The sequence below is a fragment of the Pseudomonas sp. PMCC200344 genome (genome assembly GCF_030053095.1).
GTDB lineage: Bacteria > Pseudomonadota > Gammaproteobacteria > Pseudomonadales > Pseudomonadaceae > Aquipseudomonas > Aquipseudomonas svalbardensis.
This window is the reverse complement of the sequence record NZ_CP125618.1, coordinates 1,788,992-1,809,825: the sequence shown is the minus strand read 5'-3', so window position 1 is coordinate 1,809,825 and position 20,834 is coordinate 1,788,992. Positions and strand designations below refer to the sequence as shown.

The 20,834-nt window shown below is 59.3% G+C and carries 24 protein-coding genes; 13 read left to right on the top strand and 11 right to left on the bottom strand.

Annotated elements, in window-relative coordinates; genetic code table 11:
* Positions 1–148 precede the first annotated feature (148 nt).
* A complete protein-coding gene (locus QFW87_RS08055; RefSeq protein WP_283183542.1) occupies positions 149–1,570 on the bottom strand; it encodes an amino acid permease in 1,422 nt (473 codons plus the stop codon).
* A gap of 929 nt (positions 1,571–2,499) precedes the next feature.
* Between QFW87_RS08055 and QFW87_RS08050 the strand changes: the two genes are divergently transcribed.
* On the top strand, positions 2,500–2,637 hold the full coding sequence (locus QFW87_RS08050; RefSeq protein WP_008156111.1) for a hypothetical protein: 138 nt from the start codon (positions 2,500–2,502) through the stop codon (positions 2,635–2,637).
* 69 nt (positions 2,638–2,706) lie between these two features.
* A complete protein-coding gene (locus QFW87_RS08045; RefSeq protein WP_283183541.1) occupies positions 2,707–3,672 on the top strand; it encodes a leucyl aminopeptidase in 966 nt (321 codons plus the stop codon).
* Positions 3,673–3,820: 148 nt separating this feature from the next.
* On the opposite strand, the gene rluB is transcribed toward QFW87_RS08045, so the two are convergent.
* The 6 genes from rluB to QFW87_RS08015 all read right to left on the bottom strand — a co-directional run bounded on the left by rluB (position 3,821) and on the right by QFW87_RS08015 (position 8,840).
* Complete coding sequence (rluB, locus tag QFW87_RS08040) at positions 3,821–5,119, bottom strand: 23S rRNA pseudouridine(2605) synthase RluB (RefSeq protein WP_283190235.1); 1,299 nt, start codon at positions 5,117–5,119, stop codon at positions 3,821–3,823.
* 142 nt (positions 5,120–5,261) lie between these two features.
* The gene (locus tag QFW87_RS08035; protein WP_283190234.1) at positions 5,262–5,453 is read right to left on the bottom strand and encodes a DUF1289 domain-containing protein; all 192 of its coding nucleotides are present in this window, start codon (positions 5,451–5,453) and stop codon (positions 5,262–5,264) included.
* Between the two features lie 60 nt (positions 5,454–5,513).
* Complete coding sequence (scpB, locus tag QFW87_RS08030) at positions 5,514–6,500, bottom strand: SMC-Scp complex subunit ScpB (RefSeq protein ID WP_283190233.1); 987 nt, start codon at positions 6,498–6,500, stop codon at positions 5,514–5,516.
* A gap of 11 nt (positions 6,501–6,511) precedes the next feature.
* Positions 6,512–7,333, bottom strand: coding sequence for a ScpA family protein (locus QFW87_RS08025; protein WP_283190232.1), 822 nt, complete (start codon positions 7,331–7,333; stop codon positions 6,512–6,514).
* On the bottom strand, positions 7,334–7,963 hold the full coding sequence (locus QFW87_RS08020) for an L-threonylcarbamoyladenylate synthase (RefSeq protein ID WP_033056081.1): 630 nt from the start codon (positions 7,961–7,963) through the stop codon (positions 7,334–7,336).
* Between the two features lie 13 nt (positions 7,964–7,976).
* Positions 7,977–8,840 carry a PHP domain-containing protein gene (locus tag QFW87_RS08015; RefSeq protein WP_283190231.1) on the bottom strand — a complete coding sequence of 288 codons (864 nt, stop codon included), beginning with the start codon at positions 8,838–8,840 and terminating at the stop codon, positions 7,977–7,979.
* Between the two features lie 87 nt (positions 8,841–8,927).
* On the opposite strand from QFW87_RS08015, the gene QFW87_RS08010 reads away from it, so the two are divergent.
* From QFW87_RS08010 to QFW87_RS07985, 6 genes are all read left to right on the top strand, one after another.
* Positions 8,928–9,524: a septation protein A gene (locus QFW87_RS08010; protein ID WP_283190230.1), complete on the top strand. Its 597-nt coding sequence runs from the start codon at positions 8,928–8,930 to the stop codon at positions 9,522–9,524.
* Between the two features lies 1 nt (position 9,525).
* Positions 9,526–9,825: a YciI family protein gene (locus QFW87_RS08005; RefSeq protein WP_046046433.1), complete on the top strand. Its 300-nt coding sequence runs from the start codon at positions 9,526–9,528 to the stop codon at positions 9,823–9,825.
* A 110-nt stretch (positions 9,826–9,935) separates the two neighbouring features.
* Positions 9,936–10,349 (top strand): translation initiation factor 2, encoded by a 414-nt coding sequence (locus tag QFW87_RS08000; RefSeq protein ID WP_283190229.1) that lies wholly within the window; start codon positions 9,936–9,938, stop codon positions 10,347–10,349.
* Positions 10,350–10,356: 7 nt separating this feature from the next.
* Positions 10,357–11,034, top strand: coding sequence for a response regulator transcription factor (locus QFW87_RS07995; protein ID WP_008010984.1), 678 nt, complete (start codon positions 10,357–10,359; stop codon positions 11,032–11,034).
* A 250-nt stretch (positions 11,035–11,284) separates the two neighbouring features.
* The gene (locus QFW87_RS07990) at positions 11,285–11,734 is read left to right on the top strand and encodes an LTXXQ domain-containing protein (RefSeq protein WP_017337134.1); all 450 of its coding nucleotides are present in this window, start codon (positions 11,285–11,287) and stop codon (positions 11,732–11,734) included.
* A 67-nt stretch (positions 11,735–11,801) separates the two neighbouring features.
* Positions 11,802–13,142 carry a HAMP domain-containing sensor histidine kinase gene (locus QFW87_RS07985; protein WP_283190228.1) on the top strand — a complete coding sequence of 447 codons (1,341 nt, stop codon included), beginning with the start codon at positions 11,802–11,804 and terminating at the stop codon, positions 13,140–13,142.
* Between the two features lie 21 nt (positions 13,143–13,163).
* Here the strand turns inward: QFW87_RS07985 and QFW87_RS07980 are convergent, their stop codons facing one another.
* Positions 13,164–13,730: an NAD(P)H nitroreductase gene (locus QFW87_RS07980; RefSeq protein WP_283190227.1), complete on the bottom strand. Its 567-nt coding sequence runs from the start codon at positions 13,728–13,730 to the stop codon at positions 13,164–13,166.
* 386 nt (positions 13,731–14,116) lie between these two features.
* Between QFW87_RS07980 and QFW87_RS07975 the strand changes: the two genes are divergently transcribed.
* A complete protein-coding gene (locus QFW87_RS07975; protein ID WP_283183533.1) occupies positions 14,117–15,571 on the top strand; it encodes a TrkH family potassium uptake protein in 1,455 nt (484 codons plus the stop codon).
* Here QFW87_RS07975 and QFW87_RS07970 read toward each other — a convergent pair.
* Complete coding sequence (locus QFW87_RS07970) at positions 15,528–16,589, bottom strand: AraC family transcriptional regulator (protein ID WP_283183532.1); 1,062 nt, start codon at positions 16,587–16,589, stop codon at positions 15,528–15,530. The two genes, QFW87_RS07975 and QFW87_RS07970, sit on opposite strands and share 44 nt — an antisense overlap.
* 160 nt (positions 16,590–16,749) lie before the next feature.
* Between QFW87_RS07970 and QFW87_RS07965 the strand changes: the two genes are divergently transcribed.
* Both QFW87_RS07965 and QFW87_RS07960 read left to right on the top strand, forming a co-directional pair.
* Positions 16,750–17,061 (top strand): DUF962 domain-containing protein, encoded by a 312-nt coding sequence (locus QFW87_RS07965; protein WP_283190226.1) that lies wholly within the window; start codon positions 16,750–16,752, stop codon positions 17,059–17,061.
* Positions 17,062–17,088: 27 nt separating this feature from the next.
* Entirely contained in the window at positions 17,089–17,679 is a 591-nt protein-coding gene (locus tag QFW87_RS07960) for a phosphohydrolase (protein WP_283183530.1), read from the top strand.
* 136 nt (positions 17,680–17,815) lie between these two features.
* Here the strand turns inward: QFW87_RS07960 and QFW87_RS07955 are convergent, their stop codons facing one another.
* On the bottom strand, positions 17,816–18,631 hold the full coding sequence (locus QFW87_RS07955) for a UDP-2,3-diacylglucosamine diphosphatase (protein WP_283190225.1): 816 nt from the start codon (positions 18,629–18,631) through the stop codon (positions 17,816–17,818).
* A gap of 136 nt (positions 18,632–18,767) precedes the next feature.
* On the opposite strand from QFW87_RS07955, the gene QFW87_RS07950 reads away from it, so the two are divergent.
* Together QFW87_RS07950 and QFW87_RS07945 are read left to right on the top strand one after the other, a co-directional pair.
* Positions 18,768–19,532 (top strand): AraC family transcriptional regulator, encoded by a 765-nt coding sequence (locus tag QFW87_RS07950; protein ID WP_283190224.1) that lies wholly within the window; start codon positions 18,768–18,770, stop codon positions 19,530–19,532.
* A gap of 95 nt (positions 19,533–19,627) precedes the next feature.
* Complete coding sequence (locus QFW87_RS07945; protein ID WP_283183527.1) at positions 19,628–20,521, top strand: DMT family transporter; 894 nt, start codon at positions 19,628–19,630, stop codon at positions 20,519–20,521.
* Here QFW87_RS07945 and QFW87_RS07940 read toward each other — a convergent pair.
* The gene (locus QFW87_RS07940; protein WP_283183526.1) at positions 20,515–20,802 is read right to left on the bottom strand and encodes a SelT/SelW/SelH family protein; all 288 of its coding nucleotides are present in this window, start codon (positions 20,800–20,802) and stop codon (positions 20,515–20,517) included. The two genes, QFW87_RS07945 and QFW87_RS07940, sit on opposite strands and share 7 nt — an antisense overlap.
* Between the last annotated feature and the right edge of the window lie 32 nt (positions 20,803–20,834).

Sequence of the window (20,834 nt, the reverse complement as noted above, 5' to 3'; positions counted from 1 at the left end):
CCTGCTCGCGATAGCGGTGTGTCAGTCAACATCTTAGTTGCCTGACACACCGCTATCGCGAGCAGGCTCACTCCTACAAGGGGTTTGTATGAATCCTGAAATGACAAACCCGGCACATGGCCGGGTTTGTTGTTTCTGCGCTTTGCACTTACTTGGCAGCGGAACCCGCAGCCTGCAACGCATGCCGGTCACGACGTTTGTTCTTGATGCCGTAGCAAATCCACATGAACGCGACCCACACTGGAATCGCATACACCGAGATCTGAATCCCCGGAATCAGCAGCATCACGCCCAGAATGAACACCACGAACGCCAGGCAGATGTAGTTCCCGTACGGGTACCAAAAGGCCTTGAACAGCGGCGTCTGTTTGGTCTTGTTCATGTGCTGGCGGAACTTGAAGTGCGAGAAGCTGATCATCGCCCAGTTGATCACCAGGGTGGCAACCACCAGCGACATCAACAACTCCAGCGCGTTTTGCGGGATCAGGTAGTTCAGCAATACGGCAATCAATGTCACCGCCGCCGAAGCAAGGATCGAACGCACTGGCACGCCGCGCTTGTCGATCTTCGACAAGGCTTTCGGCGCATCGCCCTGCTCGGCCATGCCCAGCAGCATGCGGCTGTTGCAGTAGGTGCCGCTGTTGTACACCGACAATGCCGCGGTCAGGACGACGAAGTTGAGGATGTGCGCAGCGGTGTCACTGCCAAGCATCGAGAACACTTGAACGAACGGGCTGCCGCTGTAGGAATCACCCGACGCGTTCAGGTTCGCCAACAGGCTGTCCCATGGCGTCAGCGAAAGCAGGATAACCAACGCACCGATGTAGAAAATCAGGATCCGGTAGATCACCTGGTTGATGGCTTTCGGGATCACGGTTTTCGGCTTGTCGGCTTCAGCTGCGGTGAAACCGAGCATTTCCAGGCCGCCGAAGGAGAACATGATGATCGCCATGGCCATCACCAGGCCGCTGACACCATTCGGGAAGAAGCCGCCGTGGGCCCACAGATTGGTCACCGACGCTTGCGGGCCGCCGTCGCCGCTGACCAGCAGGTAGCTACCCAGCGCAATCATGCCGACGATGGCCACGACCTTGATGATCGCGAACCAGAACTCGGCCTCACCAAAGACTTTGACGTTGGCCAGGTTGATCAAGTTGATCAAGACAAAGAAGCCGGCTGCCGAGACCCAGGTCGGGATGTGTGGCGCCCAGTAGTGGATGTATTTGCCGACCGCGGTCAGCTCCGACATGCCCACCAGAATGTACAGAATCCAGCAGTTCCAGCCCGACAGGAAGCCCGCGAAACCGCCCCAGTATTTATGGGCGAAGTGGCTGAAGGAGCCGGCAACTGGCTCTTCGACGATCATTTCGCCTAGCTGGCGCATGATCATGAAAGCAATGAAGCCGCAGATGGCGTAGCCGAGGATCATCGACGGGCCGGCGGATTTCAGTACACCGGCCGAGCCGAGGAACAGCCCGGTACCGATCGCGCCACCGAGGGCGATCAGTTGAATGTGGCGATTTTTCAGGCCGCGTTTCAGCTCGCCTGAATGCGAGTTTTGTCCACTCATGAAAAGGGTCTCACGCAAGGTTTGATGATGTTCGTTAGACGTTGCTGCTCGGTTGCGATTTCAAGCAGCGCCGATCAAACCCCAGCGAAGGCAAAAGGAGTTCAGCGTTTTTACAACGGTCATGCGTCACCTGTTTGTTTTTATCTGTGACGAAATCGAACCCGACACGCTTGTGGCGAGGCGGAGTGAACAAGGCGGATAGCCTTGAGGTTTGCGCAGATGCGCAGGAGGTCACAGTTAAAACGCGGCGCATTGTACACCTGTAACCCCCTGCTGCCAGACACCGCTGGATCAGCGTGTCATTTGCCGGGATTGCCTGTGTCCGCCTCGAGGGTCTCGGGCGGCTGCAAAAATAGAGTCAGACCTTTGCGGGTCATCGACGGGAACGGCGGAAAAACCGCCCCACGGGGAGAAATGGAGATGAATCACGGCGTACATTGCGCCTCCTTCTTGTTATGCACCTGCACGACAGGCATGGGGCGCATCTCACCCTTCAACCGCGCCTGAAACAAGCGGGCCAGAGCCTTGCGGAAGGGTTGATTGGCTATTAGGCGGAAGGTTTTCCTTACATCCCTTCCGCAAGCGTCAAACCAAGGGCTTTGAGGCTTGATTTCGTCAGTATTTCTTTACATGCCGTAACGTAAATTTTCCGAATCAGATCTGACTGTAGACTGACTGCAAATTGACGGTAGGACGTTTCCTTAGGGAAAGGTCGAGTTAGTTTTTTGTTTTTTATTAACAAATTGCTTAATTAAAAACAGAATAAAAAGTTCAAACAAATCTTATTTGATTATTTTGTTGCAATTTAAAAACCTCTGAACTAGGTTTTCAGCGACTTGCGAGACGCATCAATCAGCAAGTTGGCGGGTTATTCAATGACTGAAAACGCGCCGCAGCACTTACCGAAAAAGTCATCTAGGAGATTCACAATGCAAGCACTTGAAAAAGACTTGGAAACTGAACTGCAACTGGACGATTGGTTTGAAGCACCGACCCATGACGCCGCCGTTGAAATGATGCAAGCCGATGCGGTTGTTCCGTTCGGCACGGCGATGTGGCCTCTGTAAGACATCCCGGCAGGCACGATCCGGCCGGTTGTGCCTGCCACTTTTTCTCGGTTTGTCAGGGAGGACTACATGGATAAGCAACGCGCCATTTCGCATTTCCTTTACTACCTCGAACATCACCCTGCCCTTGCCGGCATCAACCCGGCGAAGGTCTTGCTCGGCCACACGGCTGATTACCAGGCACTGACGGGCGCCATCGCCGAACAGGTCGGCAACAGCCCACGGTTCAGCTTCAGCGCGATGCGACTGGACCTGGAACCTACGGAATTGCTGGCCCAGGCGATTACCGACAGCGATCTGTACATTTTCTTCTACGACTCTTCCACCCTGCCCAACCCACGCCCCGACGGCCCGGAATTTGTCCGCGCGCTGCAAGGCGTCATGGCCGATAACTGGAAGAAGTCGCTGCTGTTCAAGGATTACGGCGATTACTTCTACGACACGTTCAGCGTCACCCCGCAGCGCATTGCCGGGTTGAACAGCCATTTGATCCAGCGCATGTCCCATGCCACCACGTTAAGTTTCAAAGATGATCACGGCTCGTGGTTCGAAACACCGTTGAGCAGTATCAAGAAGTGGACCGACATCAACGGTGTCGGCAACTTCGATCTGGCGCCCGGTGAAATTGCCACCCACAGCGAGGCCATTAACGGCCGGGTCAAGTTCATGGGGACTTTTCTCAGCACCATTCCATTTGCCCGCAAATACGGGGTGCTCGAGTCGCCGCTAGAGTTGTGGATCGAGAACTCGACCATCAGCAAAATCGCCACCGATGTGCCGGGGCTGGAACATGACTTCAACAAGTACCTGGAGGCCAATCCATCCAATCGGCGGATTGAGGAGTTGGGGATTGGCACCAATGAAGGCGTTAAGGCGTTGTATGCGCGCAATGCAGGGTTTGAGGAGCGCCATTGCGGGTTGCATCTGGGATTGGGGGGGGGCGCGAAGGGTAGCCATCATCTGGACCTGATCTTCTCCAGCGGCGTGTTGGCGCTGGATGATGAGCCGGTGTTTGATGGGCGGTTTGTGTTCTGACTGATCGTTCCCACGCTCTGGTCTGCACCCCATCAGTTGTGTCCAACTTTTGGGGTGCAGACCAGAGCGTGGGAACGATCAACCAATTTTGCCAGACCAAAAAAAACGCCAACCCGAGGGTTGGCGTTTTTCATGTGGCGCTTACCGATTACTCAGGTTTGCGACGACCGAAGCCTGGACGTTGGCCCGAACCGGCTGGCGCACCACGGCGTTTGCCCGATGGTGCGTCCTTGTCGACCAGAACGATGCCTGGACGCTTCTTCGCCGGTGCCTTGGCCGGGCGCTTGGTGTCGGAAGGACGGTCTGCCACCGGCGTACCGCGACCCGACTCACCACGAGACTCGCCACGACCGGCTGGAGCGCCGCGATCGCTACGACCACCGCTTGGCGCTCCACGGCCTTCACCGCGCTCGGTGCGACCGTTGGCCGGACGTGGCGTGCGCGGACCGCGCTCGCCGTCAGCACGAGGTGCTGCTGGCTTGCGGGCGGGGCGCTCGCCTTCGATTTGCGGTTCACGGGAGTCACGCGGTGTAGCAGCGGTCTGGTTACCGATGGCTGGACGCAACGAACGCACGCGCTCGGTCTTGCCCATTGGACGCGACGATTTACGCTGCATGCGGTCGAGCTTGTCTTTGCTCTTGGCGTTCATCTGCGGCATGGCCACAGGCGTCAGGCCCACTTCAGCACTCAGAATGTCGACTTCGTACTGGCTCATTTCGCGCCAGCGGCCCATCGGCAGGTCGGAGTTGAGGAACACCGGACCGAAACGCACACGCTTCAGACGGCTGACCACCAGGCCCTGGGATTCCCACAGACGACGAACTTCGCGGTTGCGACCTTCCATCACCACGCAGTGGTACCAGTGGTTGAAACCTTCGCCGCCTGGCGCCTGCTTGATGTCGGTGAACTTGGCCGGGCCGTCTTCGAGGACGACGCCTGCTTTCAAACGCTCGATCATCTCGTCATCGACTTCGCCACGCACACGTACCGCGTATTCACGGTCCATTTCGTAGGAAGGGTGCATCAGGCGGTTGGCCAGCTCACCGTCGGTGGTGAACATCAGCAGGCCGGTGGTGTTGATGTCCAGACGACCGATGTTGATCCAGCGACCTTCTTTCGGGCGCGGCATCTTGTCGAAAACGGTCGGACGGCCTTCCGGATCAAGGCGGGTGCAGATTTCGCCGTCCGGCTTGTTGTACATGATCACGCGGCGTACCGACTCGGCGGCTTCTTCGCGCTTGATCACCTTGCCATCAATAGTGATGGCGTCGTGCATGTCGACGCGCTGCCCGAGGGTGGCGTCTTTGCCATTGACCTTGATGCGGCCGTGGCTGATCCAGGCTTCTACGTCACGGCGCGAGCCGACGCCGATACGGGCGAGGACTTTCTGCAGTTTCTCGCCTGCTGGGCCGATTTCCTGGTCGTCTTTCTGGTCTTTGATACTCATCTGGGCACCTCCCGGTGTGGTCTGTTCAGGCCTGGCCTGAAGAGTTGAAAGCTGGTACTTGGGCGAAGGGATCGCCGAAGGGTCGCGAATCATACGCTCATGGGAGCGTTCGCGCATCAGAGACTAGCTGATCAATGGAGACTTACCTGGATTTCCGCCGACCGGTGGCGCCGAGTTTGATCAACCGCAGCGACGCTTCGGCGAACACCGTGAGCTTGTCGACCTTGTCGAGTTTCTTCCACGCCTTGATCTCGCGCTTGCTGCGACCACAACCGATGCAGATGTCGTCGGTGAACTTGCAGACGCTGATGCAGGGGTCTTTGGTTGAGCTCATCGATAATTCCAGGCAACACCACAAAACCACTGAGGGAGCGGGCTTGCTCACAGGTTTGGATCAATCGTCGAATTCGCGGCGTTCTGCCTCGATCGCTTCGGCAAGGGCACGGGCTTCGGCTTCTTCGTCGCTCAGTTCAGGTTCGGGCTTGCGTTGTTCAAGGGCGGCAACGGCGGCCAGAAGTTTCTCGCGGGCTTCGGCAACGCCAAGTACATCGTCTTCCAGCTCTTCTTCCTGCTCTTCTTCAACTGTGGCTTCGGGCTCGACGTGAAGTTCAACTTCGATTTCAGGCTCCGGTGTCTCTAGAACCTCTTTGGTATCGGTCACCTCGCCATCACGCAACAAATCGTCGAAATCGGTCTTGAGCCCCTCCTCCATGGTGTCCAGTTCCAGCAACAACGTGTGGAAACTGGTTTCTTCCTTCGGCTCTTCCGGCTCGGCGCTGGCGTCGGCCAACTCCTGCAGTCCGGCAGGCACCGGCGCGTCGTCAAAGTCGAGCACCGGATCAGGCTCAAGCTCGCGCAATTCAGCCAGCGGCGGCAAATCGTCGAGGTTTTTCAGGTTGAAGTGATCGAGAAACGCCTTGGTGGTCGCAAACATCGCCGGCTTACCCGGCACGTCGCGGTAACCGACGATACGGATCCACTCGCGCTCCAGCAAGGTTCTGACGATGTGACTGTTGACCGCCACGCCCCGCACGTCTTCGATCTCGCCCCGTGTGATCGGCTGGCGATAGGCGATCAGCGCAATGGTTTCGAGCATGGCGCGGGAATAGCGCTGCGGCCGCTCTTCCCACAAACGTCCTACCCACGGCGAGAACTTTTCGCGGATCTGCAGACGATACCCGGAGGCCACTTCCTTCAGCTCAAAGGCGCGGCCGTCGCAGGACTTGGCGAGAATCGTCAGGGCTTTCTTGAAGACTGGCGGCTCCGGGCGCTCGCCCTCTTCGAAGAGTTCGAACAGGCGTTCAAGCGATTGCGGTTTTCCCGAGGCCAACAGAAAAGCTTCAAGCAGTGGCGCCAGCTCGCGGGGTTCAGTCAGGTTCATGATTCAACTCGTTATTCGGCTCGGGCCCGCACGTGGATCGCTGCGAACGGCTCATTCTGCACCAGCTCGACCAAGGATTCCTTGACCAGTTCGAGAATCGCCATAAAGGTTACCACCACCCCCAGACGTCCTTCTTCAGCGGTGAACAGCTCGGCAAAGGGCACGAAACCGCCGCCCTTGAGGCGCTCCAGCACATCGCTCATGCGTTCGCGGGTGGACAGCGCCTCGCGGCTGACCTGGTGACTTTCGAACATGTCGCCACGGCGCAGGACCTCGGCCATGGACAACAGCAGCTCTGAAAGACGCACGTCTGGCAACAGCTTGCGTACCCGGGCTTCCGGGGCGTCGAGCTTGGGGACTACCACGTCACGACCCACACGGCTCAGGCCATCGATGCCTTCGGCTGCAGCCTTGAAGCGTTCGTACTCTTGCAAGCGGCGGATCAGTTCAGCGCGGGGGTCGTCTTCTTCGGCCTCGATCGTTTCGGCACGCGGCAACAGCATCCGCGATTTGATCTCGGCCAGCATCGCGGCCATGACCAGGTACTCGGCGGCCAGTTCCAGGCGCACCGATTGCATCAACTCGACATAGCCCATGTACTGCCGGGTGATTTCCGCCACCGGGATGTCGAGGATGTTGATGTTCTGTTTGCGGATCAGGTACAGCAGCAAGTCGAGGGGGCCTTCGAAGGCTTCAAGAAAAACCTCAAGCGCATCCGGTGGAATGTACAGGTCCAGCGGCATTTCCATGACCGCCTGGCCATAGACCATCGCGAAGGGCAGCTCTTGCTGGGCTCCGGCCTGACTGTCGACAACGGGTTCTACTGCAGACATCTACGCCTCGGCCATGAACGGCGTCGGGTCGCCGCAACCAACGCGGATCACTTCCGGCTCGCCGTCGGCGAGGTTGATCACGGTGGACGCCTTGATCCCGCCGAAACCGCCGTCGATGATCAGGTCGACCTGATGCTCGAGCAACTGGCGCATTTCATAAGGATCGGTCATCGGGTCGGTGTCGCCGGGCATGATCAGCGTCACGCTCATCAGCGGTTCGCCGAGTTCTTCCAGCAGCGCCAGGGCAATCGGATGGCTCGGTACGCGCAGGCCGATGGTGCGTTTTTTCGGGTGCAACAACAGCCTCGGGACTTCACGGGTGGCGTTCAGAATGAAGGTGTAAGGCCCAGGCAGGTGAGCTTTAAGCAGGCGGAAGGTGCCGGTATCGATCTTGGCAAACAGCCCCAGTTGCGACAGGTCGCTGCAAATCAGCGCGAAGTTGTGTTTTTCGTCCAGCTGTCTCAACCGGCGCACGCGCTCCACGGCATTCTTGTCGCCGATCTGGCAACCAATGGCGTAGGACGAGTCTGTGGGATAAATCACCACCCCGCCGCTGCGGATGATCTCGACAGCCTGTTTGATCAGGCGCGCTTGCGGGTTTTCCGGATGAATCTGGAAAAATTGACTCACATTCTCTACCTGTTCAGACGGCGGCAATAATTGGGTCATGTTTGAATCGACACCACAGTGGTGGCAAATCCTCCGGAAGCGGGCGGTATTCACCGATCTCGGACCAGCCTCCAGGGCCATGAAAATCACTGCCGGCGCTGACCAGCAGACCGAATTCACGGGCGAGAATCGCCAGGCTGCCCACTTGCTCGGCGGGCTGATGGCCATTGACCACTTCGATCGCGTGGCCCCCTGCTTGAATATAGTCGGCAATCAGCCGGCGACGTTTGCTGCGAGTGAAATCGTAGTGCCACGGATGCGCCAGGCTGACCCAGGCCTTGGCAGCGCGCAGGGTTTCGACCGTGTCTTCCAGGGTCGGCCAGTGTTGCTTGACGTCCCCCAGCTTGCCGGCGCCCAACCATTTGCGAAACGCTTCGGCGCGATCCTTGACGAAACCTTCACGCACCATCCAGTCGGCGAAATGCGGGCGGGCCGGCGCATTGCCGCTGTCGCCCAGTTCCTGCTGGATGGCCCGAGCCCCTTCGAGCGCGCCCGGCATGCCTTTAAGCGCCAACTTGCGGCTAATTTCTTCGGACCGTAACCAGCGGCCATCGTGCAATTTTGCGATGGCCTCGACCAACGGCGCGGCATTGACATCAAATCCGTAGCCCAAAACGTGAATGGTCGCGCCGCCCCAGGTGCAGGACAATTCGACGCCATTGACCAATTGCATCCCCAGCGCGGTCGCCGCACTGCGAGCCTCTTCGAGGCCTTCAAGGGTGTCATGATCGGTTAAGGCCAGGACTCGCACGCCTTTCTCGAACGCACGCGCAACCAGTACTGCAGGCGCGAGAGCGCCATCGGAGGCCGTGCTATGGCAGTGCAATTCAACATTCACAGGACTTTTTTACCTCAAATCAGCTGGCGCTATCGCGCGCCCATATGTTTGTTATTATGCCGCCACATCCTGCTTCTGGCTGCCACTGTGAAACAATTCATCGATTTCATCCCGCTTCTGCTGTTCTTCATCGTCTTCAAACTCGATCCCCGGGTCGTCGACATTGCCGGCCACGAGGTAACTGTAGGCGGTATTTACAGTGCCACCGCCATGCTGATCATCAGCTCCCTGGTGGTTTACGGCACGCTGTTCATCAAGCAGCGCAAGCTCGAGAAGAGCCAGTGGCTGACCCTCATCGCCTGCCTTGTCTTCGGCAGCCTGACCCTGGCGTTCCACAGCGAAACCTTCCTGAAATGGAAAGCCCCGGTGGTGAACTGGCTGTTCGCCCTGGCGTTCATTGGCAGCCACTTCGTCGGTGAGCAACTGCTGATCAAACGCATCATGGGCCACGCGCTGACCCTGCCGGAGCCGGTCTGGACCCGCCTGAACATCGCCTGGATCGGGTTTTTCCTGTTTTGCGGTGCCGCCAACCTGTTCGTCGCGTTCACCTTTCAGGAATACTGGGTTGACTTCAAAGTCTTCGGCAGCCTGGGCATGACGCTGCTGTTCCTGGTCGCCCAGGGCATTTATTTGTCCCGCCACCTGCACGACGCCGATACCACAACCCCAAAAACCGAGGACTGACATGCTTTACGCAATCATTGCCACAGACGTCGCCAACTCCCTGGAAGCCCGCCTGGCCGCACGGCCTGCACACCTTGAGCGCCTGCAAGTGCTCAAAGGTGAAGGTCGCATCGTGTTGGCCGGCCCACACCCGGCGGTCGACAGCAATGATCCGGGCGCTGCGGGTTTCACCGGCAGCCTGATCGTCGCCGAATTCGATTCCCTGAGCGCCGCCCAGGCTTGGGCCGACGCCGATCCGTATGTCGCCGCAGGCGTCTACGCCAACGTTTCGGTCAAGCCGTTCAAGCAAGTCCTGCCGTAATATCCCTCCAGCGCGATGAACCTTATCGGTTCATCGCGCGCTCAACGCTCATTATTCTCGTCTACCGGCCGACAACCTGCCCAATACTCGTATTGGAATCAGGAGTGGCGATGCGCAAAGGTCCGTTGTGTCTGATGTTGGTGACGTTGTCGATTGTGGCCCCTGCTCATGGTGAAGAAAGCGCCGAGGGCGGCAGCTCGACGCCGCTGTCGCTGAGCGCCGGCAGCCAGATCACCGAGTTGCAACAGCGCTTGAAGGTAAGCGAACAGCAACGAGAAGAACTGAGCAAACAACTGCAAAATACCGATGCCGAACGCGAAAGCGCCCAGCTGAGCCGGTTGCGCCAAGAGAATCAGCGCCTCAAGCTGCAACTCAAGGAAGCCCAGGCCAGCAGCCCGCTGCCGCGTCTGTTGACCGATCAGCAACAGTGGTTCGTCATCGGTGCCGGAGTAGCGCTATTGGCGCTGCTCTGCGGTATCTTCGCCAGTGGTGCCACCAGAAAACGTAGGCAATGGCTAAATTGAGTGAGTCATGAGCGAGCTGTTATTAATTGATGATGACCAGGAGCTGTGTGAGCTCCTGAGCAGTTGGTTGAGCCAGGAAGGCTTCCAGGTCCGCGCCTGCCACGATGGTCAGAGCGCCCGTCGCGCACTGGCCGAAACGTCGCCGGCAGCCGTGGTACTGGACGTAATGCTGCCCGACGGCAGCGGCCTGGAACTGCTCAAGCAATTGCGCAGCGATCACCCGGACTTGCCGGTGCTGATGCTCTCGGCCCGCGGCGAGCCGCTGGACCGCATCCTCGGCCTGGAGCTCGGCGCCGACGACTACCTGGCCAAACCGTGCGATCCACGGGAACTGACAGCCCGCTTGCGCGCCGTGTTGCGCCGCAGTCATCCGACAGCAGTCTCCAGTCAGCTCGAACTGGGCGACCTGTGTTTCAGCCCGGTACGTGGCGTGGTCAGCATCGATGAACAGGAATTCACCCTCACCGTTTCCGAAAGCCGTTTGCTCGAAGCCTTGCTCAAGCAACCTGGCGAGCCGCTGGACAAACAGGAACTGGCGCAAATCGCCCTCGGCCGCAAGCTGACGCTGTACGACCGCAGCCTGGACATGCACGTCAGCAACTTGCGCAAGAAGATCGGCCCGCACCCCGACGGTCGCCCACGCATCGTGGCCCTGCGCAGCCGTGGTTATTACTACAGCCTCTGAAGCCCAACGCGCCCTCTTGTAGCAGCTGTCGAGCCCCAGCGAGGCTGCGCAGCCGAACGCAGCCTCGCGGGCTCGGCAGCTGCTACACAAGTTATGTTTCGTTAGATAAATCGGCGAAAGTGTTGGATTTGTCAGGCCAATCTGAAATCGTCTTTACCCAAGCTTTACGCTCCGCTGACCGCCGCTGACCTTGATCTCCGTAATCTGTACTCATCCGGAACGTACCGGGAACGAGACAAGGAGATTCACCATGCGCAAGACTCTTATCGCTCTGATGTTCGCTGCCGCCCTGCCGACCGTTGCCATGGCCATGCCTGAAGGTGCCGGCCCGATGGGTGGCCCGATGGACGGCTCACGCCATGGCGGTCAGATGCACGGCATGCACGGCAAAGGCCCGTACAGCCAGCTGGACCTGAGCCGCGAACAGCGCGAGCAGATCCGCAAAATCATGGGCGAGCAGATGCATGAGCGTAAGCAAGTGGTCGACAAGTACCTGGAAAAACTCTCGCCAGCCGACCAGAAGGCCATGAAAGATGAAATGGCGGCCAACCACAAGAAAGCAGAAGCTGACGTGCGTGCCTTGCTGAAACCGGATCAACAGAAGCAATTCGACGAGATCCAGAAAAAACAGGCTGAGCGTCGCGCCGAATGGGCCGAGTTCAAGGCCTGGAAAGCGCAACAGCCGCAAAAGGCGCAATAATGTTTTAGCGTCATACAACAGCCCAACGGTTAATCGCCGTTGGGCTTTCTTTGCTTGAGGATTTTCTGTGCGCTCATTGTTCTGGCGTATTCTGGCCAGCTTCTGGTTGGCCATCGCTCTGGTTGCAGGGCTCTCCATTCTGCTGGGGCACATGCTCAACCAGGACGCGTGGATTCTCAGTCGCCATCCCGGCCTCAACACCTTGGCCGAACAGTGGACGCAAACCTACGAATCACAGGGTGAAGACGCGGCCCAGGACATTCTGGAACAGCGCAAGCGCCAGTATCACATCGACGTTCAAGTGCTCAACGAGAGCGGTGATCCGGTAGTGCGCGGCACCTTCCCACGCAGGGCGGCTGCCTTCGAAGCGCGGCAGAACAACGATGATCGCCGCCTGCCATGGCGTCGTCTGACCGCGGAATACACCAGCGAAAAAACCGGCGACACCTACCTGCTGATCTATCGAATTCCGCACCCGGAACTGGACTCATGGCATCGCGAAAGCCTGCTCTGGCCATTGAGTGCGCTGGGTATCGCGCTGGTGGTGCTGACCTTGTTCAGTCTGTTGGTGACGTTGTCCATTACTCGCCCACTCAACCGCTTGCGCGGCGCGGTGCATGATCTGGGGCAAACCACTTACCAGCAGAACAGCCTGGTGAAACTGGCCAACCGCCGCGATGAGTTCGGCGTGCTGGCCAACGACTTCAACCGCATGGGCGCGCGTCTGCAAAGTTTGATCGGCAGTCAGCGGCAGTTGCTGCGGGATGTATCCCATGAGCTGCGTTCACCGCTTGCCCGGCTGCGCATTGCGCTGGCACTGGCCGAGCGGGCCAACCCTGAAGAACGGGAAAAACTCTGGCCGCGCCTCACTCGGGAGTGCGACCGACTGGAAGCGCTGATCAGCGAGATCCTGGTACTGGCGCGGGTCGATGCCGACAACGCCAGCGCCGAAGAGGTTGATCTCAATGCGCTGCTCAACACACTGCAAAAGGATGCTCAATTGGGTTCGCCCGAACAGAACGTGCGCCTTGAGGCCGAGCCGCAGCTGAACCTCAAAGGCTGGCCAACGATGATCGAGCGCGCCGTCGACAACCTGCTGCGCAATGCTCAGCGGTTCAACCCGGTGGGGCAATCGATTGAAATGCAGGCGGTGCGTCAGGGTGAGCGGATTGTGGTCAGTGTGCGTGACCATGGACCGGGCGTAGAGGCTGCGCATTTGAGCCAGTTGGGTGAACCGTTCTACCGGGCGCCGGGGCAGACGGCGGCCGGGCATGGTTTGGGATTGGCGATTGCGCGGCGTGCGGCGGAACGGCATGGCGGGAGTCTGGTGCTGGCCAATCATCCGGATGGCGGGTTTATCGCCAGCCTGGAATTGCCGTTGGTGCCGGGAATCATCATCCAACCCTGACCCCCTGTGGGAGCGGTGGTGTCAGGCTTTTCCGGGCCAGGCGCTGACGAACTCGGCCAGATCAACCTTTTCGGCAACACGCGGTTCCTTCTGCGGCGTGCCGAGATAAAGAAACGCAATCACCTCTTCCCCTTCAGCCAGCCCCAGCCCCTTGGCCACATGCGCCGAATACGCCAGTTCACCCGTGCGCCACACCGCACCAATCCCTTGCGCATAAGCCGCCAGCAAAATCCCGTGAGCCGCACAACCCGCCGCCAGCAGTTGTTCGGACTTCGGATACTTGACGTGATCCTGCAACCGCGCGATCACCACAACCACCAGCGGCGCGCGCAGTGGACCGTTACGCGCCTTGTCCAGCGCCGCCTCGGACACCTCACTGTCCTGCAGCTTCGCCGCTTCGGCCAGCAACTCGCCCATTTGCTCGCGCGCCGCGCCTTCGACTGTCAGGAAGCGCCAAGGCTGCAAGTGGCCATGGTCTGGCGCTCGCATCGCAGCGCCAAACATCACTTCGCGTTGTTCTGCGGTCGGTGCCGGTTCGAGCAGTCGTGGAACGGAAACACGGTTGAGCAAAGCGTCGAGAGCCTGCATCGGCCACCTCCTGAAAAAAATGTTTGGCTATTCTAGGGCCTGCCATCAATTATTGCCTGCGCCGCGTTGTCGCCTGAAAGCGGGCCAGGCAAGGCGCAGTCCGCCGGTAATGGTCGTTCCCTTGTCAAGGACTGCAACGCAGCCTGGCCCGCTTTCAGGCACAACCCGAAGGGCCGGGCCTGCTGTTGTGCAGGGCTGCGTTGCTCGGAGCTTATTTGGAATGACCAAACTACGCTCCTCGCGCCTTGCCCTGCACAACAGCAGACCCGGCGCGGCACAGGCAATAATTGATGGCAGGCCCTGCAACTGCGCAGGCGGCGCCGGTTTACATGCCCTGCCCCGCAGGTAGAATGGCGCCCTTCCCTATTCCAGCCCGAGCGGACTTCATGGCGTTGCCGACCTTACGGATTATTGGTTTCATCATCGGCATCTTCCTGATCACGCTGGCCATCGCCATGGTCGTGCCCATGGCCACCCTGGTGATTTTCGACCGCACCAGCGACCTGCCATCGTTCCTCTGGGCGAGCATGATTACCTTCGTCGCGGGTTTGGCCCTGGTCATCCCCGGTCGTCCCGAACACATTCACCTGCGTCCGCGAGACATGTACCTGCTGACCGTCAGTAGTTGGGTGGTGGTGTGCATCTTCGCTGCGCTGCCATTCCTGCTGACCCAGCGCATCAGCTACACCGACTCGTTCTTTGAAAGCATGTCCGGCATCACCGCCACCGGGGCGACGGTGCTCAGCGGCCTGGACACCATGTCCCCCGGCATCCTGATGTGGCGCTCGTTGCTGCACTGGCTCGGCGGCATCGGCTTTATCGGCATGGCGGTAGCGATTCTGCCACTGCTGCGCATCGGTGGCATGCGGCTGTTTCAGACCGAGTCGTCGGACCGTTCCGAAAAAGTCATGCCCCGTTCGCACATGGTGGCGCGTTTGATCGTTGCGGCCTACGTCGGCATCACCATTTTCGGCAGCCTCGCGTTCTGGTGGGCCGGGATGAGCCCGTTCGATGCGATCAACCACGCGATGTCGGCGATTTCCACCGGCGGTTTCTCAACGTCCGATCAGTCTCTGGCCAAGTGGCCGGAGCCTGCAGTGCATTGGGTCGCGATCGTCATCATGATTCTTGGTGCCCTGCCGTTCACCCTGTATGTCGCAACGTTACGCGGTAACCGTCGGGCACTGATCAAGGATCAGCAGGTTCAAGGCTTGCTCGGCATGTTGCTGGTGACCTGGCTGGTGCTCGGCACCTGGTATTGGTGGACCACCCAGCTGCATTGGCTGGAAGCCCTGCGGCATGTGGCGTTGAACGTGACCTCGGTGGTGACGACCACCGGTTTCGCGCTCGGGGACTACAGCCTGTGGGGCAATTTCTCGCTGATGCTGTTCTTTTACCTGGGTTTTGTCGGCGGCTGCTCGGGCTCGACGGCTGGCGGGATCAAGATTTTCCGCTTCCAGGTCGCGTACATCCTGCTCAAGGCCAACCTTAACCAGTTGATTCACCCGCGCGCGGTGATCAAGCAGAAGTACAACGGTCACCGCCTCGACGAAGAGATCGTGCGTTCGATTCTGACCTTTTCCTTCTTCTTCGCCATCACCATCTGCGTGATCGCGCTGCTGTTGTCGCTGCTCGGCGTGGACTGGATGACCGCCCTCACCGGCGCGGCCGCCACGGTCTCCGGCGTCGGTCCGGGACTGGGCGAGACGATTGGCCCGGCGGGCAACTTTGCCACCCTGCCGGACGCCGCCAAGTGGATTCTCTCGTTCGGCATGCTACTGGGCCGACTCGAGATCATTACGGTGTTTGTTCTGTGTATTCCGGCGTTCTGGCGTCACTGACAGGCGCAGGCGCGCCCATCAGCCGCGTCCGGTACTCGCCGGGGGTGGCGTCGAACCAGCGGCGGAAAGCGCGGAAGAAGTTGCTCGGATCGGCGAACCCCAGCAGGTAGGCAATTTCCAGCAGGGTCATGGTCGGTTGCGCCAGGTATTGCTCAGCCAGTTCACGTCGCGTGTCGTCCAGCAACGTCTGAAAACTCGTGCCCTCTTCCTGCAAGCGTCGCTGCAAGGTGCGTTGCGACAGGTGCAACGTCTGCGCCACGGTATCGCGCTTGGGTTCGCCCTGGGGCAGCAAACGGCATAGCACCTGCCGCGCCTTGTGGGTCACGCGACTCTCGGAAAACCGTGCCAGGTACTCACCGGCAAACCGGTCATGCAGCAGCGCCATCGCCTCGTTGGCGGTAGGCAGCGGTGCTTCCATGTCGGCGCGCTCGAAGATCAAGGCGTCATAAGGCGCGTTGAACACCAAAGGCGCATGGAAGGCTTTTTTATAGGGTTCGAGATCGGCGGGTTCATCGCCCTGCACCAGCACCTTGCGCGGTTGCAAGGTGCGCCCGGTCAACCAGCCGCACAGCGCCAGGGCACAGGCCAGTGACGCTTCGGCACTCTGCCGGGTCGGTGGCAGATGGTCGCCGTGGACCGTCAGAATCAGCGCGTAGCCTTCTTCCAACAATCGGAAACTCAGATCGGCACTTTCCGCAATGATCCGCTGATAGCGCACCAGCCGTTGAAAGCCTTCAGCCAGGGTCTGGCTGGACATCAAGGCGTAGCCCGCCACATGGAAGGAGGCCGGTCGCACCACCTTGCCCATGTTCAGGCCAATCGCCGGGTTGCCGGACAGCTCAACCGCGCGCTGCCACAGTCGTGTCATGGAATCTTGCGGGAAGCGCGCGTCTGGATCATCCAGTGCCGCGTAGTCGAGCCCCAGCTGCTTGAACAGAACCCGGCAATCCAGGCCGTCCATCTCCAGTGCTTTGACAATCCCCATCGCCCAGCTTGCAGAAGTCGTTCGTTCGCTCATGTCGTCCACTTACATGATGAGCCGCATGCTACGGCCAATTTCCGAAGGATACTAAAGTGGCGCCTATAGTCACTGGCTGATGCCAATGATCACTCTAGACTCAAATAAGCTACCCGCAGAACAACTTGCAGTCAGAACAATAACCACAGAGATCGCAGTCGTGGAAAACATCAAACGTTTCAACAGCTTCGCTGAGTTCTACCCGTATTACCTCAGCGAACACAGCAACAGCACCTGCCGACGATTGCACTTTATCGGCACGACGCTGGTTGTTTTCATTCTGGCCCTGACCATCGGCATAGGCGCCTGGCTGCTGTTGTGGGCTTTACCGCTGGCGGGTTACAGCTTCGCCTGGGCCGGGCATTTCTTCTTCGAGAAGAACCGTCCCGCGACCTTTCAACACCCGTTTTACAGCCTGCTCGGCGATTTCGTCATGTACCGAGACATGATTCTGGGTCGCGTGCCGTTCTAGGCGCAATGAACCACAGGAGGACAGCCGATGAATGCCCATGCCCGTTTCACCCACATGCAGGACGGCACGCAGGAAGACTGGGCGATCATCGCCGCAGACTTCAGTGCCTATGCGAGGCAATTGCCGACACGGATTGTGGCGCATCTGAAATTACTGGAGGGTGATTTTGGCGGCTTCCCGGTGGATCGTCTGACCCATTCCCTGCAAACCGCCAGCCGTGCCTGGCGTGATGGCCGCGATGAAGAATACGTGGTCTGCGCGCTGCTTCACGACATCGGCGACACCTTGGGTTCCTACAACCACCCGGACATCGCTGCGGCAATCCTCAAGCCGTTCGTCAGCGCCGAGAACCTGTGGATGGTCGAGAAACACGGAATTTTCCAGGGGTATTACTTCTTCCATCATCTAGGGATGGACCGGCATTTGCGCGAGCAATTCAGCGGGCATCCGCAGTATCAGGCGACCATTGAGTTTTGCGCCAAATATGACGCTGCAGCGTTTGATCCGGCGTATGACACGCTGCCGCTGAGCTTCTTTGAACCGATGATGGAACGGTTGTTTGCTCAGCCGAAGTATTCAATTTACAAGGCGGCGATGGAAGAACATTCGCCAGCCTGAAAACTGCTGGGGACTGCTGCGCAGTCCATTCGCGAGCAGGCTCGCTCCCACAGGTGACCGAGTTCTTTCAGGAAAATACGATCAAAAATGTGGGAGCGAGCCTGCTCGCGAAGAGGCCCGTCCATACACCTTGTTCTTAAGCCGGCTCCGCGACCTTAATGGCCTTCAACTCCGCCTCCCGCGCCTGGGCATCCGCCAATCGATACAACTCGATTGATCCGTCCCAATGCTCGATCAGCGCGGTGCACGACTCCACCCAATCCCCACAATTGAGGTAATCCACCCCGCCGACCTTGCGAATCTCGGCATGGTGAATGTGCCCGCACACCACGCCGTGCAACTCGCGTTTGACGCATTCGTGAGCGATGGCTTCTTCAAAATCGCTGATGAAGCTGACCGCGGTTTTGACCTTGTGCTTGAGGTAGGCCGACAGCGACCAGTAACCGTAGCCATAGCGTGCGCGCCAATGGTTGAGCCAGCGGTTGAGGGTCAGGGTGAATTCATAGGCCGAGTCGCCGAGAAAGGCCAGCCAACGGTGATACCTCGTGATCACGTCAAACTGGTCGCCATGAATGACCAGCAGATGGCGACCATCGGCGGTCACGTGCACGGCTTCATCCACCAGTTGGATATTGCCCAGAATCAGCTTCGAATAGCGGCGCAGGAATTCGTCGTGGTTGCCGGTGACGTAGATCACCTCGGTGCCGCGCTTGCTCATGGTCAGCAGGCGGCGGATCACATTGGTGTGCGCCTGAGGCCAGTACATGCCGCCGCGCAGCTTCCAGCCATCGATGATGTCGCCGACCAGATAGATCTTGTCTGCGTGGTAGCCCTTGAGAAACTGCGACAGGTGTTCGGCCTGGCAATCCCGGGTGCCCAGATGCACGTCGGAAATCCACAAGGTTCGCACACGTTGCTTACGACTGGGTTTGGCGAGCTCGGCGCTGGTCATGGGCAACCCTCTGCAAAAGTTTTTGCAACTTTGCGCCGGTCGGGTTAATTGCCCATGACAGTGGCGAGTCAGTCCTGTGACAGCGTCCCACGATTACCCTCGGTGTAGACTGGCAGCCAAGCCCTGGAGACCTGCGATGAGACCGATCCTCACGCTACGCCAATACACTCATGACCTGATCGTCCATAGCCACGACCACGCGCAACTGGTGTTCGGGCTGTCAGGCTCGCTGGATTTCGAGGTCGACGGGCGTGGCAGTCGGGTGATCCAGCAGAGTTTCGTGGTAGTGCCGTCCGGTTTCCATCACGCTTGCGGTAGCGCCAATGGCAGCCGTTGCCTGGTACTGGATGTGCCCAGCGACCAATGGGTTTCTCAGTCCCTGGGTGATCACGCCGAAGCCAGTCGTCGTTTACTCGACAACGCCGGTCGCCTGTCGCTGGATGCCGGGCAAAGCCAATTGGTCAGTTGGTTGGCGGGCAGTCAGGTCAGCGATCCACTGATCGCGCAACAAGGCGCGGTGTTGCTGCTGGCCAGCCTCAACAACGCCAAACTCGAGATCGTCGGCGGTCGGCGCCTGCCTTATGCGGCGCTGAATGCGCACATCGATCAGTACGCAGCCTATCCACTTCAAGTCGCCGATCTGGCGCGTATCGCCGGTCTGTCCAGCGCTCGGCTGCATGCACGGTTCGTTGCTGAATGCGGGCAGACGCCGATGGATTACATCCGCAGTCGACGCTTGCACATGGCCGTGGGCTTGTTGCGGGATTCGGCGTTGCCGATCGGAGAGATTGCCAGTCGGGTCGGTTACAGTTCGCAGAGTGCCTTTGCGGCGGCGGTGTTGCGGGAGTTTGGTGCATCGCCCGGCGAGTTGCGGCGCGAGGCTGGCGACAAAAGGCAATAGTTTGCCGACAGACACAACTGGGGTTTTCACGGTTCAATGCAGGAGCTGCCGAAGGCTGCTCCTACATCTTTGTTCGCTTGTTGTTAAGGATTGCAATGACTCCCCGTACCGCCCTTGGCGCTTTGCATATTGGCGCATTGATGTTCGGCCTCACCGGCGTCTTCGGCAAACTTGCTGCCGCCTCCCCCGCTGTCATCGTCTTCGGGCGTGCCGCGTTTGCCGTGCTGGCGTTAGCCGTTTTTGCGCGGTTCGCCAGCACTACTCGCTGGCAGAAACTCGAGGCTGTGGACTGGCGCCGACTGTTGCTCAGCGGTTTGCTGCTGGCCGGACACTGGGTGAGTTTTTTCATTGCAGTGAAGGTCGCAGGCGTGGCAATCGCGACCCTGGGTTTCGCCAGCTTCCCGGCGTTTACCGTGATCCTTGAAGGGTTGATCTTCCGCGAACGAATTCGCGCCAACGAAATCCTGCTGGTAGTGCTGGTCAGTGTCGGGCTGGTGCTGGTCACCCCTGATTTCGACCTGGCCAGCGGCGCCACCATTGGTCTGCTGTGGGCGGTGGGCTCAGGTTTGCTGTTCTCTCTGCTATCGCTGACCAACCGCGCCAGCTCCGGGCGAATCCCGGCGGTGCAGGCTGCGCTGTGTCAGAACGTGGTGGTCGCGTTGTGCCTGCTGCCGGTGGCGGCACCGCAGTTGAGCGAAGTGAGCGCCATCGACTGGCTGTGGATCGGCTTGCTCGGGGTGTTCTGCACCGGCGTCGCTCACAGTCTGTTTGTCGCCAGCCTGGCAGTGATCAAAGCGCGGACCGCGGCAGTGGTTTTCGCTCTGGAGCCGGTTTACGGCATCACCGTGGCCTGGCTTCTGTTTGATGAAGATCCGACACTGCGCATGCTGATCGGTGGCGCGTTGATCATCGTGGCGATAGTGGTCTCCAACCGACTCTCGGGCGGCTCAAGCAAGAAGACCGTTGCGGCAGAAGCCGCCTCTCACTGAGTGCGGTCGTTGTGCCCCAGGTCGCGGTCCGGATCAATTTGATCACGGACCCGCTGCTTCAGCACTTTGGCCTCCGGGAAACCGCCATCACCCTTGCGCTCCCAGATCTGCACATCGTCACAGAAAATGTGGAACACCCCACCGGTGCCAGGCACCAGCGACACTTTGCCAAGGTCGTCACCAAAGGTGCTGAGCAGTTCCTGGGCCAGCCAGGCAGCACGCAACAGCCACTGGCATTGCGTGCAATAAGTGATGATTATTTCCGGTTTGCGTGAAGTCATGATCGGCGAAACTCCTGAGCCAGAGGTCGCCG

What these genes read in the sequence shown, in the direction of transcription:
- QFW87_RS08055 (WP_283183542.1), bottom strand. Translation starts at nt 1,570, where the DNA reads ATGAGTGGACAAAACTCGCATTCAGGCGAGCTGAAACGCGGCCTGAAA.
- QFW87_RS08050 (WP_008156111.1), top strand. Translation starts at nt 2,500, where the DNA reads ATGCAAGCACTTGAAAAAGACTTGGAAACTGAACTGCAACTGGACGAT.
- QFW87_RS08045 (WP_283183541.1), top strand. Translation starts at nt 2,707, where the DNA reads ATGGATAAGCAACGCGCCATTTCGCATTTCCTTTACTACCTCGAACAT.
- rluB (WP_283190235.1), bottom strand. Translation starts at nt 5,119, where the DNA reads ATGAGTATCAAAGACCAGAAAGACGACCAGGAAATCGGCCCAGCAGGC.
- QFW87_RS08035 (WP_283190234.1), bottom strand. Translation starts at nt 5,453, where the DNA reads ATGAGCTCAACCAAAGACCCCTGCATCAGCGTCTGCAAGTTCACCGAC.
- scpB (WP_283190233.1), bottom strand. Translation starts at nt 6,500, where the DNA reads ATGAACCTGACTGAACCCCGCGAGCTGGCGCCACTGCTTGAAGCTTTT.
- QFW87_RS08025 (WP_283190232.1), bottom strand. Translation starts at nt 7,333, where the DNA reads ATGTCTGCAGTAGAACCCGTTGTCGACAGTCAGGCCGGAGCCCAGCAA.
- QFW87_RS08005 (WP_046046433.1), top strand. Translation starts at nt 9,526, where the DNA reads ATGCTTTACGCAATCATTGCCACAGACGTCGCCAACTCCCTGGAAGCC.
- QFW87_RS08000 (WP_283190229.1), top strand. Translation starts at nt 9,936, where the DNA reads ATGCGCAAAGGTCCGTTGTGTCTGATGTTGGTGACGTTGTCGATTGTG.
- QFW87_RS07995 (WP_008010984.1), top strand. Translation starts at nt 10,357, where the DNA reads ATGAGCGAGCTGTTATTAATTGATGATGACCAGGAGCTGTGTGAGCTC.
- QFW87_RS07990 (WP_017337134.1), top strand. Translation starts at nt 11,285, where the DNA reads ATGCGCAAGACTCTTATCGCTCTGATGTTCGCTGCCGCCCTGCCGACC.
- QFW87_RS07980 (WP_283190227.1), bottom strand. Translation starts at nt 13,730, where the DNA reads ATGCAGGCTCTCGACGCTTTGCTCAACCGTGTTTCCGTTCCACGACTG.
- QFW87_RS07975 (WP_283183533.1), top strand. Translation starts at nt 14,117, where the DNA reads ATGGCGTTGCCGACCTTACGGATTATTGGTTTCATCATCGGCATCTTC.
- QFW87_RS07970 (WP_283183532.1), bottom strand. Translation starts at nt 16,589, where the DNA reads ATGAGCGAACGAACGACTTCTGCAAGCTGGGCGATGGGGATTGTCAAA.
- QFW87_RS07960 (WP_283183530.1), top strand. Translation starts at nt 17,089, where the DNA reads ATGAATGCCCATGCCCGTTTCACCCACATGCAGGACGGCACGCAGGAA.
- QFW87_RS07955 (WP_283190225.1), bottom strand. Translation starts at nt 18,631, where the DNA reads ATGACCAGCGCCGAGCTCGCCAAACCCAGTCGTAAGCAACGTGTGCGA.
- QFW87_RS07950 (WP_283190224.1), top strand. Translation starts at nt 18,768, where the DNA reads ATGAGACCGATCCTCACGCTACGCCAATACACTCATGACCTGATCGTC.
- QFW87_RS07945 (WP_283183527.1), top strand. Translation starts at nt 19,628, where the DNA reads ATGACTCCCCGTACCGCCCTTGGCGCTTTGCATATTGGCGCATTGATG.
- QFW87_RS07940 (WP_283183526.1), bottom strand. Translation starts at nt 20,802, where the DNA reads ATGACTTCACGCAAACCGGAAATAATCATCACTTATTGCACGCAATGC.